Below are 15451 nucleotides of genomic sequence, written 5' to 3' on the forward strand. Positions count from 1 at the left end.
ATATGGAACGAAGAATACTCATCAAGGCACTGACTCTTCTAAAAGAAAAGCAAATCAAGGAAGATAAGAATTACGATTTCATTGATGATCTTATCATTAAATCATGTGATGCAGTTCCAATAAAAAGGAAAAGAGCCTATGAAGAACGATAGAACAACCGACTATATTCTCATAGGATTTTTTATTATTCCTGTCATCTGGCTAGCAGTCCTTATTGCACCTTACATGGATAAAGGTCTGATTGGTGCATTGCCTTATTTAAGCAATGCCATCAATCACCCTTTCTCTTTTCATTGGTGCAAGGATACATTCAAAACCATATTCATCTTTTTGCTGATTTATGTCATCGGAATTGGTATTTATTATTCAACTCGCAGAAACTATCGCAGACAGGAGGAATATGGTTCTGCAAAATGGGCAAATCCCAAGACCATAAATAAAAAATATGCAGATAAGGATATGTCACAAAATAAAATACTTAGTCAAAACGTCTATATAGGTTTGAATGGAAAAAAACATAGAAGGAACCTCAATACCCTTGTCATCGGTGGATCAGGAGCTGGGAAAACACGTTTCTATGGTAAGCCCAATATCATGCAGTGCAACACATCCTATGTAATTCTTGATCCTAAAGGCGAGATACTTCGTGATACAGGAGCACTGCTTGAAAAGGAAGGATATATTATCAGAGTCATTGATCTCATCAATATGAATAGATCGCATGGATACAATCCATTTACCTATATCAAAGATGATAAAGATGTTCTTAAGCTGATAACAAATCTTATTAGAAATACAACTCCTAAGAATTCCCAATCGACTGACCCCTTTTGGGAAAAATCGGAAACTGCTCTTCTTGAAGCTTTATGTCTTTATCTGCTTAATGAAGCTCCTGAAGATGAACAAAACTTTTCCATGATTATGGAAATGATTGTTGCAGCTGATCCAAAGGAAGATGATGAAGATTATATGAGTCCTCTCGATTATTTATTCTATGATTTAGAAAAAGTTAAGCCAGAAAGTCTAGCTGTTAAACAATATAAGATCTATAAACAAGCTGCTGGAAAAACTGCAAAGTCAATTCTGATTTCTGTTGGTGTACGTCTGGCAGCTTTTAATCTTGAAAGCATTGCTTCGCTAACCTGTCATGATGAACTAGAGCTTGAAAAAATGGGTGAAAGAAAAACAGCATTGTTTGCAGTCATTCCCGACAATGATTCAACATTTAATTTTCTAATTGGAATGCTTTATACTCAACTTTTTCAAATGTTGTATTACAGTGCCGATATTCTCCATAATGGCGAACTTCAAATTCCTGTACATTTTGTTATGGACGAGTTTGCCAATGTAGCTTTGCCAGATGAATTTGATAAACTACTTGCTACCATGCGTTCACGACAGATTTTTGTATCTATCATTATACAGAACTTAGCACAGATAAAGGCTCTCTATAAAGATGCATGGGAATCAATCGTTGGAAACTGTGATGAACTCTATTATCTAGGTGGAAACGAACAGTCGACGCATAAATTCATGAGTGAATATTTAGGTAAAGAAACACTGGATACAAACACCTATGGTAAATCAAGTGGAAAAAGTGGAAGCTACTCTACCAACTATCAGCAAGCAGGTCGTGAACTTCTAACAGCAGATGAAGTCCGTCTGCTCAACAATGATTATGCCCTTCTATTCATAAGAGGTGAACTGCCTATTATGGATAAAAAATACGATATTCTCAAGCATCCTAATGTCAAATATACCAAAGACGGAAGTGGTATTACTTACTACCATAACGAGATTAGGCATACCATTGATGACTGGCAGAATATTGTTCTTACTGATAATGAATATGAACTCTTAAGCGAAGAAGACCTTGAAGAATATTTCAAGGAACAAGAAAAACAGTAAAGGAGATTTTATAAATGAAATTAAACAAAAAAACAAAGAAATTATTAATAATCTATGCAGTATTTGCACTTTTAGTGAACTTCAATGTACTTCATGTACATGCAGCAGGTGACCCAATTGCTGTAGTCAATAATCTAAGTGATTTTATCTTCAGTCTTATTCGTGCGATTGGGATGATTCTGCTTGGCTTTGGTGTTGTTCAGATTGGTTTATCCTTAAAAAGCCATGATCCCAGCCAAAGGGCTAATGGATTTTTGACTGTCGCAGGCGGAATCGTCATTACCTTTGCAAAAGAAATATTAAATCTGATTGTCGGTGGTTAAGCATTTTAATAATACAAAAAGTGAGGTGAAAACAAATGGGTGGAATCCTCGACAATCTCACTAATGCAATCAACACTTGGAATGAAAAGTTAGCTGAAATATGGCTGCTTCTCACCCAATCCCCACAAAATTTCAAAGGTGGTGGCATATGGCAATCCATAACAACAATCCATAATGCACTCATTGCCATTGGATTGGCTCTGCTTGTCTTATTTTTCGTATTTGGTTTAGTTAAAACCTGTACAAGCTTCCAGGACATCAAAAGACCAGAACAAGCTGCAAAATTATTCATTCGTTTTGCCATAGCTCGTGGTCTTGTGGTATATGGTATGGAATTCATGTTAGCAATCTTTGACATAATACAGGGAATTACAAGTACTATCATGACAACTGTAGGTGTTGGCACTGCAACTGAAACCGTACTGCCAGATACAATCATTACAGCAATCGAGGATGTTGGTTTTTTAGAAAGCATACCTTTATGGGCAGTAACTCTGCTGGGAAGTATATTTATTACTATATTGTCTTTCATTATGATACTAACAGTATACAGTCGCTTCTTTAAATTGTATATGTATACAGCTATCTCCCCTATTCCTTTTTCTGCAGCTGCTGGAGAATCTACACAAAGTGTATGTTACTCATTTCTAAGGTCATATGCTGGTGTGTGTCTGGAAGGGGCAATCATCATACTGTCCTGCATCATATTTACAAAATTTGCAGGAAGTCCACCGGTCATTGATCCAGAGGCAAGTGCTGTAAGCATGGTATGGAGCTATGTAGGTGAAATCATATTTAATATGCTCGTGCTGGTAGGCACTGTCAAGATGTCTGACCGTGTTGTAAAAGATATGATGGGACTGTAATCTAGAAAATTGACAAGTTTACTATAGAATTTAACAACTCATTATATAAAATCAAAATAGTTATATTTTTTAACCAGTCTTTTTTACAAGGCTGGTTTTTCTATTGAAAGAAAGGAGCTAACAACAATGAAATCATTAAAAGATTACGAAAATATCAAAGAATTTATCGAACTGCTGGAATATCAGGGAATGAATAACGAAAAAAAGCAATTAGAATTCATTATCGATTATGTCGATACAACAGAAAAACAGCTAGATGCTGTGCTTAATGAACTTCACAATGTAAGAATGGAATTAGGAACAATTCAACAAAAGACATTAAAAGCAACTGCACTTCGTGCTGTAGATAACGTGACTGATAAAGTCAATCTTGCTAAAGATAATATCATCAAGACTAAAGAATTCATCAAAACCACTATTGAACATGGTATCAAAGAATTCAAATCAAAAGGAAAAGACGCTTTAGTTTCAACTATGAAAGCCTTAAATGTTAAAGGATTGCTACAAAAATGTCAGCAATGTTTTGACAAGATTCAGCAATCTGCTGATAAATCAATAGATACACTCACACGATTAGGAAATGAGATTCATCAAGTCAATAATCATTTCAAGAATATCCGTCGTATCATCGTTGGAAAAAATCCAGTGGAAGTCAAAAGAAGAAATCATGATAAAGGAGTTATCAGTCTAACACAAAGTGGGCTTTTCAAGGTCATGGAAAAAATGACTTATTTATCTGCAAAAACAAAAGAAAACATCAAGAAAATAGAAAAGCAAGAACAAGAGCTAACATCAAGAATCACGTCAAAAAAAACTTCTGTAAAAAAAGCTCTGAATGATATAAAGAAAACAAAAGTCGATAAAAAAGAAATCAATAAAACAGTTCAAAAAGAAAGATGATTTACTGAGATATTTAAACATTCTGCTATTCTTGATATTTTTTCATATGCTATACTATATATAAATCTTTTTATTACTGGAGGCTACATCATGTCAAGAAAAAATCATAAAATAGTCAATGGAAAACTACTTCAAACTGATAAAAGATTCTCTCAGTTAAAGACGAAACAGAGAGAAAAAATATATAATTGGATGTATGAAGAAACATTACATTACTATATGAATAAGCATAAAATGCCTTATGGTAAGCAATGCAGCATTGTTGTTGACGCCATCTATGATAGAATTATTGAAGCTGAAATCTGGATACCCTATAAAGAAATTCGATATCAGTATATCAAGAAAAAAACCAAACTAATCAATAAACTAACAAAAAAGATAAATCAGACAAATAGTTCTAATACAGATCATATTTCTGATTCTATATAAAAATCAATGCCAATAGATATTAGAAATTCTGCATGATTTTATGGAAATAAGCCATGTTATCAACAGTTGACAGATTTCCAATAATGGTTGGTTGAAGAAAATCTATATATCTGCAATACTAAATTCGCGATCGCAAATGAATTTAACTTAAAGGAGAATTAATATATGAATTTCAATGAAAAACTAATTAATTTGAGAAAATCTAAAGGCTTATCACAAGAAGAATTAGGTGCAGAACTGCATGTATCCCGTCAAACAATTTCCAAATGGGAATCGTGCCAATCATATCCAGACTTTCAACGCCTTGTGCTTCTTAGTGATTATTTTGGTTTGACACTAGATGAGCTAGTCAAGGATATTGATGTAGAAGAAGTAAGAAACAAGAATATCAATAACGAAAAACTATCATCAATATATGATGATATGAACAGTGCCAAAAAATTTATCAGTGCGTTCTTTGTTTTTGGAGCAATGGTATTGATTTTCTTTGCTATTATCGTTCTGTATGGTGTATTTTTTGTAAAGTAATTACGTATAGTATTTGCTTTTTACAAGAGGTTGATTTCGATCAACCTCTTTTCTATATCCAAAAATATGAATAAGATTGATTAAATCTGGCAAGTACAATATAATTATTTACAAGAAAATTCAAAGAAGGAAGGAATGCTGATGAAAACTTTTATAAAAGTTATTAAGAAACTGTATTGGCTTGGATTATTAGGTTTTGTAGGCTCATTTCTTGATATTCCTTCACTAGAATTATTTTATCTATTCTTTTTGCTTGCATTAGTCGACTTTGTTTTATCAATTATTATTGTTCTTAGAATGAAAGATACTAATGAAACAGTAAGCGACATTAAATTTCTGTTTCAAAATCTAGGCATGCTGATCGGCATACCAATTATTTATTTACGAAATAGATTCCGCCTTCCTAATGCAAAAAGCTATGAACCAAAGATTTTATACAGCCTGCCATTTCAAGGCAGCTGGAATGTTGCAAACGGAGGAGTCGATAGAGAAACCTCGCATTCATGGAATATCTGCAATCAGAGATACGCCTATGATTTTTATATCGAAATAAACGGTAAAACTTTCTGTGATAGCGGAAAGTCTGTAACAGATTACTACTGCTATGGAAAACCCATTTTAGCCCCTGCTGATGGAATAGTTGTTGAAATCAAGAATCTTTTCAATGATACACCCATCTCCGATGAACCAGAAGCACTCTGCAGTGCCTCAGACATACGAGGAAATTATATCGTTATTAAACATTCAGAACATGAATACAGTACAATAGCTCATATTAAAAAAGATAGCTTCTATGTCAAAGTAGGTGACCACGTTCAAAGAGGACAACAGATAGCCTGTTGTGGTAATAGTGGAAATACAAGTGAACCACATATACATTTTCAGATACAGCAAGGAAAGAGTTTTCTTTTATCAGCAAGCTTACCCATATGTTTCGCTGACATTATAAACCATACCACATGTAAAACGAGTCCATATATAGCAAGAGGTCATATAGTAGAAAATAAAAAATAGTGAGGTAGTTAGTTTTTATGATTAACTGCCTTTTTAATTTCACTGAATGGAGGAATATAGATGAATGATATTTTTTCAGATATGCAGTCTAGAATAAATGTTTCATATATCTCAGATATGCCCTATTATAAACATCGTGTTCTTTTAGAAATGAAAAAGATGAATCTTAGTATCTATTCAGATAAGCAACTTGAAGATTTTTCTTATTATGTATTCAAAATTCAATTTAAACAGTTAAAAAAATTATTAAAGAAAGGAATGATTGAATGGAAATAAAAGTAAACAAAGAAATAAGAAACTATACAGAAAGCATTGCCTTCGGACTCAACCTTAGACAATGCTTTTTTTCTGTACTAGCCTGTATCGTTGCAGTAGCAATCTACTTTCTATTTATAGATCATCTAGGAATGGAAATGACAAGCTGGTGCTGTATGCTGGGGGCTGCCCCATTTGCTGCTTTAGGATTTATTAACTATCAGGGCATGAACGCTGAACAGATTTTCATGACCAGCATTCGCTCACTGATTTTACAATACACAAATCTTATTGATCAGCCATATAATCTCTATTACGAGATCATGAAAGACTATATTGATAGAAAACAAAAGGAAGGTGTGAAAAAGAATGTTAAAAAGCTACGCAAAAATAAGAAAACAAAATAAAGAAAAAATTCATGTTCCAAGAACTGCACAACAGACAATTCCTATTGACACTGTCTATGAAGACGGTATCTTTCGCCTGGGAACACGTTATTCAAAGACATATCGTTTTGTTGATATCAACTATTCGATTGCATCAGAAGAAAGCAAAGAAAATATCATCAAGAACTATAAAGATATTCTAAACTCATTTGATTCTACGGTTACAGTTAAGATTACAATCAATAACCATAAAATTGATCTTGCCCAGTTCAAGGATGATGTATTATTAAAGCTCAAAAATGATGAAAGATATGACCGATTTATAAGAGAATATAACCAGATGCTTCTAGAAAACATGGCAAGATGTGAAAACATCATACAGGAAAAATACATTACAGTTACCTGCTATAAAAAAGATGTAACAGATGCCAGAATATTCTTTTCAAGACTGTTCAATGATCTTTCTTCTCATTTTTCACGTTTAGGTTCAGCATTGATTGAACTGAACCTAAATGAAAGATTAAAGATACTTCATGATTTTTACAGAAATGGTGAAGAAGAATATTTTGATTTTGACTTATCATACAACGCAAAAAATGGTCGCTCATTCAAGGATGACATCTGCCCAAGAGCACCTGTATTTAAAAATAAGTATTTCCAATTAGGTGATAAATATGGTCGAGTATTATACATTTCCAAATATCCACAATTCTTAAAGGACAAAATCGTTGCTGACTTATGTTCTATCAATAAGAATCTCATGTATTCAATGGACATCATCTCCATACCAACAGATGAAGCAGTGACAGAAACAGAAAACAGATTACTGGGTATTGCAACCAATATTGCTAATTATTCTCGTAAACAGGCTGCAAATAATAACTTTGCAGGAAGTATCCCCTACGATATGGAAAAGCAGCAGGAGGAAATCAAGGAATTTTTAGATGATTTAACCGTAAGAGATGAAAAAATGATGCTAGTTAATATCACTATCGTTCATTTAGCAGATTCATTAGAAGAATTGGATGCTGATACTGAAGTCTTGAAATCTATAGCCCGTTCCAATGTCTGTGAATTAACTCCCCTATTCTTTGCAAGCAGGCAATTGGATGGACTTGTCACAACGCTTCCTATTGGTATCAATCGTCTTGATACGATGGTTCGTACTCTTTTGACGGAAAGCGTTGCAGCTTTTATGCCTTTTAGAGCGCAGGAGATTATGGAAAAAGGCGGTATCTGGTACGGTAACAATGCAATCACTAACAATATGATCATCTGCAACAAGGAAAATTTAAAAAACCCTAACGCTTTTGTCCTCGGTGTTCCAGGTGCAGGAAAGTCTTTCCTAGTCAAACAGGAAATAGAACTAGCTATGGCTTCAACTGATGATGATATCCTTATCTGTGATCCAGAGGGGGAATATGATATCATCATGCAGGAATTTGGTGGTGAAATCATAGAAATCTATGCCGGTGGTAAGGACTATATCAATGCTATGGATATAACACTCGGTTATGGTGACTCTGGAGATCCTTATAAGGATAAGGCCCAATTTATCCTATCACTAATAGAAAGTGCTAATCGTGGTACTGTTTCATTAGAAGAACGAAGTATTCTGGATAGATGTATCAATATCGTTTATCAAGATTTTGAGAAAACTGGTGTTATGCCAACCTTAAAGACATTAAGAGAAACGCTGATTCAACAGCCAGAACCACAGGCTAAATCCTTAGCACTTAAAATGGAGCTATTCACGATAGGTTCCATGGATTTGTTTGCTCATCACACAAATGTGAATACAAAGAGTCGTGTTATTTCCTACAATATTCATAAACTCGATAAGAACATGAAGACGATGGGACTACTCGTTATCACGGATCAGATCATCAACAGAGTCAATGAAAACTGGAAGAATGGGAAAAGAACACATATCTTCTTAGATGAATTCCATGTGGTCTACAGTAACCCTGAAAGTGCAACCTTTTTCAACTCTGCATGGCGTCAGTTCCGTAAAAGAGATGCATTTCCAACAGGAATCACACAAAATGTAGAATATCTGTTGAAAGATGAAGAAGCACGTTCGATTCTATCCAATACTGAATTTATCGTCATGCTGAATCAGGCAGCCAAAGATAGAGAACAGCTTGCTAAATTATTAAAAATCAGTGATGAACAGATGAGTTTTATCACCAATTCTCAACCAGGTTCAGGACTTATCAAACATGGTCCAAATCTAGTTCCATTCATCAACAAAATACCAAAACATACGTTTATGTATCAAACTAATACAACCAATCCAAATGATAGAAAAGAAAAACTTATTCAACAGGGACTGCTTAAAAGGTAGTCCTTTCATCTTTTTATAGAAAGGAGTTGATAACATCATGAATGAAATCAAGAAAAAAACAGAAAACATGGAAATTAAAAGCAAAGACAAAATTGTGGATGTAAGAAAGCATATTAAAAATATTACTATACACTCAAAAGAAAATAGTAATACTGATGAAAAAGAGACACAGAACACATATGCTGTTGATCATGTATCTAAAAATGGTAAAAAAGCTATAAACAATGTTAAAGAACAATCAATAAAAAATGCAAAAAAACAATATGTCAAAAGAAAAAAGAATAAGATTATTGAAAGGCAGAATCAAAATGTTTATACCCCTACCCCATCATCTTCTTCTCAGCATAAATCAGATAAAGCAGTATCTGAAAACAATACTCTTAACAAAAGAAAAACTGTACAAAAAGATTTAAAAATAAAAAAATATTCAAAGTCTTTGCCAATTAAAAATAAAAATATTGCTATCAAAAAAGAAACAGCTAATCAAAAGACTTATCAACATAAGATAAAAAGTTTTGTTAAATTAAAAAATTATAAACAGATAAAAGATTCTTCAAAAAAAAGCAATCGTATCAAAAAAGGCACTCAATCAGCCATGAAAACCCTAAAAGGTTCTCTTACATTCATCAGAAGAACAGCACTCAGTGTTTCCAATTTAATAGGTGCTGGAATATCTCTCATATTATTACTTGTACTCCTTCTTTTTATTGGTGTTTTTGCAGCCCTATCTGATAATTCATCTGTTAGCTCTACAAATGCTCCACTAAGTGCAGAAGTATTGGCTTACACTGATACAATAGAAAAATATGCTAAGCAATATGAAATGGAAGATTATATTCCAATCATACAGGCAGTCATGATGCAGGAATCTGGTGGAAAAGGAACTGATCCCATGCAAAGTTCAGAATGTCCCTACAATACAAAGTATCCAAATAAGCCTAATGCCATACAGGAACCAGAGTACTCCATTGATGTAGGTATACACTATCTGTCAGACTGCTTTAAATCAGCTCAAGTCAAGGACAGCTTTGATAATGAACATATCTTTTTAGCTTTACAGGGCTACAACTACGGTAATGGTTATATAGACTGGGCAGTTAAAAACTTTGGAGGATATTCTAAAGCCAATGCTAAAGTATTCTCAGATCAGAAAAAAGCTGAACTAGGTACTGATGTCTATGGCGACCCAAATTATGTAGAACATGTCATGCGATATGTATCGCTAGGATTCGGGAATTACCGAGAACAACCTAATTTTGATAATATGGATGCATGGGGTAGCAACAATCCATATTCAAGAGCAAATCTTTATGGCCAATGCACTTGGTTTGCTTGGGGACGTTTCTATGAAATCTATGGATATTCTCCCGGATTTATTGGTGATGGTTGGAAATGTGTTGATCAATTGTTACAGGCACATCCAGATAAGTTTATAAAATCCAATGAACCAGCAGTCGGTGCCGTATTCTCATGTGTTGGAAGAAATCATGTTGGAATAGTTATTGGTTGGAATGGAAAGAATATAACAATTCAAGAAGGAAATCTAGATGGAGTGACCAATACATTTGCAGATGCAAAAAAAGATTGGCATACTGCAACCTACTCATTAGACCAATTTCGCACCAAATGCAAAGGAGTAGTATTTGCAGTGCCCAAATAATTAATATAAATAAAATAAAAAACAATCAAAAAATCAACTAAATAAAATTTTACAACCCTTAAAATTGACTAATAAATCTACTGTAGTATAAATTCCATCATTGTATTTATTCTTTTACATTTAATTACTATTAACTTCTAACCAGTTATAAAAAACAACCAGCTTAATTATCACTTAAAATAGTCATTAATCATGCTTGAATTTATAAAAGGGCATTCAAAACATGTCCTTTTATTATTTTTTTATAAACATTATATACTTAAAAACTTTAAAAAATCGCAAAAGATAATTTATGACAATAATGTTCATAATATTACATTATCACTTAAAAATCGACAAAACAAAATGTGATTCTATCGTCAAAATTTCAGTAAATTTTCATATTATAGATAAGTTTGTAGAATTCATATTTACTCTCTCTATAATGATTACCCATAGGAAATAAACTATCGTAATTTGTAAACAAACCACACTATAAAAGGCACAATTGTGCTTAAGAATACATATATTATCTTATTTGTAAAACGTTTTACAAATTACTAAAAGAAGGGTAAGTGATAGAATGTTTTATTCTCGTGAAGAAATTGAACTTACTCTAAATTTATACTCTATTGCAAAAGTACATTTGAATGATTTGGAAAGAAAACAATTAATCAATGGTGAAAGTAATGCTACAAACTTTGAAAAGAATTGCTATCATTATTATTCATATATTATTGATATTGTTCATTCTTGGATAAATACCTTATTGCCAGATGAAGCAGAAATTATTCAGAAAAGAATTATCGATAAAAAGACCTTTGATTTTATTGCAATTCAGCTTGGTTATGCAAATCATAGCTCTGTTATTAGAAAATATAAAAATATACTCAATAAATTAAGTTTACAGGAGATTCATAAATGTTAAAGATGTCAGAATATATGCAATGGTTATATTCTATTATTTTAACAATCGTTACATCCCTTTTTGGAGAACACTGGATTCTATTTTTACTGTATCTTTTACTGAATATTATCGATACATTAACTGGATGGGCAAAAGCAAGAATCAATAATCAAGAAAGCTCATCAGTAGCATTGATAGGAATTATTAGAAAAATGGGATATTGGATAATGATATTGATTGCTTTCTTAATTCCTGTGGGATTTCAGGAATTAGGAAAAATCATCAGTATAGATTTATCTGTAACGATTTTTCTTGGATGGTTTGTTCTTGCTTCTCTGATCATCAATGAATGTAGAAGTATCCTTGAAAATCTAGTAGATGCAGGATGTAAAGTTCCTCAAATACTTATCAAAGGTTTAGAAACTGCTTCTAAAAATATAGAAAGTATCGGTGAAGAAAATGAGTAATTATATTATTGATATTTCTTATCATAATGGAACAGTAGATTTAAGCAAGGCAAAGAAATATATTGCAGGAGTTGTTGCTAGATGCTCTTATGGATGGAGTTCATCGAATATCGATAAACAGTGGGACAATAATGCAAAACAGGCTAATGAATTGAATATTCCACTATTTGCTTATCATTTCTGCTATGCAAGAAATGAAGAAGAAGCAAAAAAAGAAGCAAATTTAGCACTAAAAGCGTGTCAAAAGTACCAGGTAAATGTTATTTACTATGATCTTGAGTTCTCAGATTATCAAGGCAATCTAAGCAATGATATGTATTATAAAATAGCTAAAGTATTTTGTGATGCCATTGAAAATGCGGGATATTCAGTTGGTATTTATGCCAACCAAAATTGGTTTAAAACCAAGCTCACAAATGATGGATTTTCAGCCTGGACTTTATGGTTAGCAAACTATGGGAACAATAATGGCTATAACACCTGGAACAATGAATTGCAGTATAATCCTTTCAATCATGTTTTATTGCATCAGTTTACTTCTAATGCTAAAAACGGTGTATTAAAAAATATTGAAGGAATTAGTTCAAGTAATCTTGATTGCAGTTATGATCACGGTCTGATAAATACATTTGTCAAAGATAACCAAATAAGTGAAAACAAATCATTTCACGTTGGCGATAAAGTAAAGGTAAAAGCAGATTCAAAATGGTACGATGGGCAATCAATTGCAAGTTTTGTATTCAATAATGAATATGAAATCATTCAAATCAATGGGGATAGAGTAGTAATTGGGGTAAACGGAAAAGTCACTGGAGCTATATCATCAAGCAATTTATATTAATGAGAATTAAAAAAAGCACAATTGTGTTCTCCGGTAGATGTATTATTTAAATGTAGAAAACATACCGGTATAAATTCTACAAAATAGAAAAACAGGAGGAAAAGAAAAATGGCAGATGCTAACATTTTAAAAGCACAAAAATATTTAAACAATATGTATGGACATAGAAGTGAATGGGTTAAATTGGAAGAAGATGGACTAACAGGAACACTTCTATGTCAAGGAATTATCAGAGCATTCCAGATTGAAAATGGCATTTCTCCAGTAACTGGAAATGTTGGTGATTTAACATTGTCTAAAATGAGATCATTAGATCCAATTTCTAAGATGAATGCTGATGATGAAGGAATTCCAAATGTATGTATTTTACAGTGTGCATTATTTGCAAAAGGATATAATGCAGGAGGAATTACTGGAGTTTATTATACAACAGGTGTAAATGCAGTAAGAGAATTTCAAGATGATGCAAACATTGAAGTAACTGGAATTATCGACTGGAAAGTATGGATGGGACTTGTTTCATTGAACTGGTTTAATAAAACTAGTGGTGGAAAAGATAAAATCGTTCAAATTCAGCAACAGTTAAATGCTGACTGGTCAGATATTATCGGTGTTGGACCTTGTGATGGCGTTGTTTCACGATTTACTGCCTATGCACTTATTGCTGCACTACAAGCTGCCGAAGGAATTTATACAGATTTTATTGGTAGTTTAGATGGAACTAATTTCGGAGATCAGACAACAGCTAATTTCCCTACTGTATTAAAACAAGGTCAAAATGGAGAGTATGTCAAGTACAATAAATTAGTTCAATACGGATTGTACCTAAACGGTTATGATCCTGGAAGATTTGATGGGAATTTTGATAGTACTACAAAATCTCAAGTAGCTGCGTTCCAAGAATTCTATGCATTAACAGGTATTGGATTAGTCACTTCAGGAGAAGTAAATTGCTCAACAATGAAATCACTTTTAACAAGTAAAGGTGATACAAACAGAACTGCAAAAGCGTGTGACTGTTCAACTGTATTAAATAGTCAACAGGCTCAAGATTTAAAATCAGCCGGTTATCAGGTTGTTGGAAGATATTTAACTGGGACAGTGGCTGGATCAAGAAGAAAATTCATTACTTTTGAAGAAATTGAAAATATTAAAAATGCAGGTTTAAGAGTATTCCCTATCTATCAAGACGGAGGTTACCAATTAAGTTATTTTCAAGATTTAAAACAAGGAACGGTTGATGCACATACTGCAATTTCTGCAGCAAAACGAATTGGAGTTCCAGAAGGTACTGTTATCTACTTTGCAGTAGACTTTGACTGTTACAGCTATCAAATGACATCATTTATTGTTCCTTACTTTAAAAAATTAAACCTAGTTTTTAAGAGTTCAACAAATAGCAAGAATTATAAGATTGGTATTTATGCTCCAAGATACATCTGTTCTTACATCAGTGATTTAGGATTAGCCAAATACTCATTTGTTGCAGATATGTCTAGTGGATATAGCTGTAATTTAGGTTATCCGATTCCAGAAAACTGGGCTTTTGATCAGTTTTATGAATTGAAAGGAAACGAACAATTCAATTCAACACCTTCGTTTGACTTAGATAAAGTAGGATATTCCGGACGAGATACAGGAATTTCTAATTTTGATGAAGTACCATATTTAACACCTGATCAATTAGCAGAATCCAATTCTGAAAATATGGTTGAAATTCAAAGAGATCAGTTTGTCTATAATGTACTTGAACCATTAGGATATTTAGATGTAGTTAGTAATGCAAGCCTTACTTATAACCAAGAATTTTTATTAGATACTATTTCACTAAATGGATTAACTGTCAGAGTAACAGCAGAAGTGTCAGATACACTAGCAACTAATTTTGATGGTAATCCAATTACAATTGATGTTGACAATACCGGAAAATTAACCGCATCTTGTGAAGCAGAAATTGAAGGATTAATTAGTGGTATAGAATTAGGTGATTTTGAAGGTATTGATATAATTAACTCTACAATTGATGATTTAAAAGAAGTAGCAGTATCAATTACATCAGGAAAAATAGGAGTAAAAGTTGATTTAACTTCAGCATTTCCAAAATTAACTTTTATTATTACATCAGAAGATATTTTGCCTGATTCAGATGAATTAGATGAAGAAATTACTGTGGAAATTAGTTTTGAACTTATTCCAACTTATGAACCAGAATATAATTTTGAAATTAATGTTGAAGAATTGCTTGCTTTTGGATTAACAGCTGCGACAATTATTGGACTAATGGCACTAGCTTTTACGCCTGGAGGACAAGCCTTAGTTGTACAATATTTAATAACAATCGGTGTCTTGAGTCAAGCAGCAGCAGGCGGAGTATAAACTTATAGCATCATATTTTTAAAAATTAATATCATGCAAAAACATTGATATAAATAAAAAAATATATCCTCATGAATATGGTCATCTTTAGCAAAGCTATTGATGACTATATTTTTCTAAAAAAAGGATCTTGAATTGTTTATCAAAAAATTATTTTGCATTTTAAATATAACTTTTATATATTAAAACAAAAAAAGTTTACAAAAAATTGCGATAGTTATATAAATTTATGATAAGATATTTTTAGTATTCTAAAACCAAACTT

15 protein-coding genes are annotated in these 15451 nt (G+C 32.6%); all 15 read left to right on the plus strand.

Annotated features, from left to right (window positions below; translation table 11 throughout):
- Nucleotides 1-138: 138 nt before the first annotated feature.
- The 15 genes from E0K96_RS11640 to E0K96_RS11710 all read left to right on the plus strand — a co-directional run bounded on the left by E0K96_RS11640 (nucleotide 139) and on the right by E0K96_RS11710 (nucleotide 15186).
- Complete coding sequence (locus E0K96_RS11640) at nucleotides 139-1908, plus strand: VirD4-like conjugal transfer protein, CD1115 family (RefSeq protein WP_087359054.1); 1770 nt, start codon at nucleotides 139-141, stop codon at nucleotides 1906-1908.
- Nucleotides 1909-1922: 14 nt separating this feature from the next.
- Nucleotides 1923-2231: a glutamyl-tRNA amidotransferase gene (locus E0K96_RS11645; protein ID WP_087359053.1), complete on the plus strand. Its 309-nt coding sequence runs from the start codon at nucleotides 1923-1925 to the stop codon at nucleotides 2229-2231.
- Between the two features lie 35 nt (nucleotides 2232-2266).
- Nucleotides 2267-3097: a VirB6/TrbL-like conjugal transfer protein, CD1112 family gene (locus E0K96_RS11650; RefSeq protein ID WP_168083350.1), complete on the plus strand. Its 831-nt coding sequence runs from the start codon at nucleotides 2267-2269 to the stop codon at nucleotides 3095-3097.
- Between the two features lie 126 nt (nucleotides 3098-3223).
- A complete protein-coding gene (locus tag E0K96_RS11655) occupies nucleotides 3224-3997 on the plus strand; it encodes a DUF6674 family protein (RefSeq protein ID WP_087359049.1) in 774 nt (257 codons plus the stop codon).
- Between the two features lie 90 nt (nucleotides 3998-4087).
- Entirely contained in the window at nucleotides 4088-4426 is a 339-nt protein-coding gene (locus tag E0K96_RS11660) for a hypothetical protein (RefSeq protein WP_206080737.1), read from the plus strand.
- A 165-nt stretch (nucleotides 4427-4591) separates the two neighbouring features.
- Nucleotides 4592-4954 carry a helix-turn-helix domain-containing protein gene (locus tag E0K96_RS11665; protein ID WP_087359045.1) on the plus strand — a complete coding sequence of 121 codons (363 nt, stop codon included), beginning with the start codon at nucleotides 4592-4594 and terminating at the stop codon, nucleotides 4952-4954.
- Between the two features lie 141 nt (nucleotides 4955-5095).
- Nucleotides 5096-5968: a M23 family metallopeptidase gene (locus tag E0K96_RS11670; RefSeq protein WP_087304916.1), complete on the plus strand. Its 873-nt coding sequence runs from the start codon at nucleotides 5096-5098 to the stop codon at nucleotides 5966-5968.
- A 60-nt stretch (nucleotides 5969-6028) separates the two neighbouring features.
- Nucleotides 6029-6244, plus strand: coding sequence for a hypothetical protein (locus E0K96_RS11675; RefSeq protein ID WP_087359042.1), 216 nt, complete (start codon nucleotides 6029-6031; stop codon nucleotides 6242-6244).
- On the plus strand, nucleotides 6235-6630 hold the full coding sequence (locus E0K96_RS11680; protein WP_087304903.1) for a PrgI family protein: 396 nt from the start codon (nucleotides 6235-6237) through the stop codon (nucleotides 6628-6630). Before E0K96_RS11675 ends, E0K96_RS11680 begins: the two co-directional genes overlap by 10 nt.
- Complete coding sequence (locus E0K96_RS11685; protein WP_087359040.1) at nucleotides 6593-8956, plus strand: VirB4-like conjugal transfer ATPase, CD1110 family; 2364 nt, start codon at nucleotides 6593-6595, stop codon at nucleotides 8954-8956. Before E0K96_RS11680 ends, E0K96_RS11685 begins: the two co-directional genes overlap by 38 nt.
- Before the next feature lie 37 nt (nucleotides 8957-8993).
- Nucleotides 8994-10616, plus strand: coding sequence for a lysozyme family protein (locus E0K96_RS11690; protein WP_087359038.1), 1623 nt, complete (start codon nucleotides 8994-8996; stop codon nucleotides 10614-10616).
- A 562-nt stretch (nucleotides 10617-11178) separates the two neighbouring features.
- Nucleotides 11179-11523 (plus strand): hypothetical protein, encoded by a 345-nt coding sequence (locus E0K96_RS11695; RefSeq protein WP_087359036.1) that lies wholly within the window; start codon nucleotides 11179-11181, stop codon nucleotides 11521-11523.
- Nucleotides 11517-11969, plus strand: a complete 453-nt coding sequence (locus E0K96_RS11700) for a phage holin family protein (protein WP_338037076.1) — start codon at nucleotides 11517-11519, stop codon at nucleotides 11967-11969. Before E0K96_RS11695 ends, E0K96_RS11700 begins: the two co-directional genes overlap by 7 nt.
- Nucleotides 11962-12810 carry a GH25 family lysozyme gene (locus E0K96_RS11705; protein ID WP_087359034.1) on the plus strand — a complete coding sequence of 283 codons (849 nt, stop codon included), beginning with the start codon at nucleotides 11962-11964 and terminating at the stop codon, nucleotides 12808-12810. Before E0K96_RS11700 ends, E0K96_RS11705 begins: the two co-directional genes overlap by 8 nt.
- 108 nt (nucleotides 12811-12918) lie before the next feature.
- The gene (locus E0K96_RS11710; protein WP_087359032.1) at nucleotides 12919-15186 is read left to right on the plus strand and encodes a glycoside hydrolase domain-containing protein; all 2268 of its coding nucleotides are present in this window, start codon (nucleotides 12919-12921) and stop codon (nucleotides 15184-15186) included.
- Nucleotides 15187-15451 lie beyond the last annotated feature (265 nt).

It is taken from the genome of Massilimicrobiota sp. SW1139 (assembly GCF_012027715.1).
Classification (GTDB): Bacteria; Bacillota_I; Bacilli_A; order Erysipelotrichales; family Coprobacillaceae; genus Allocoprobacillus; species Allocoprobacillus merdigallinarum.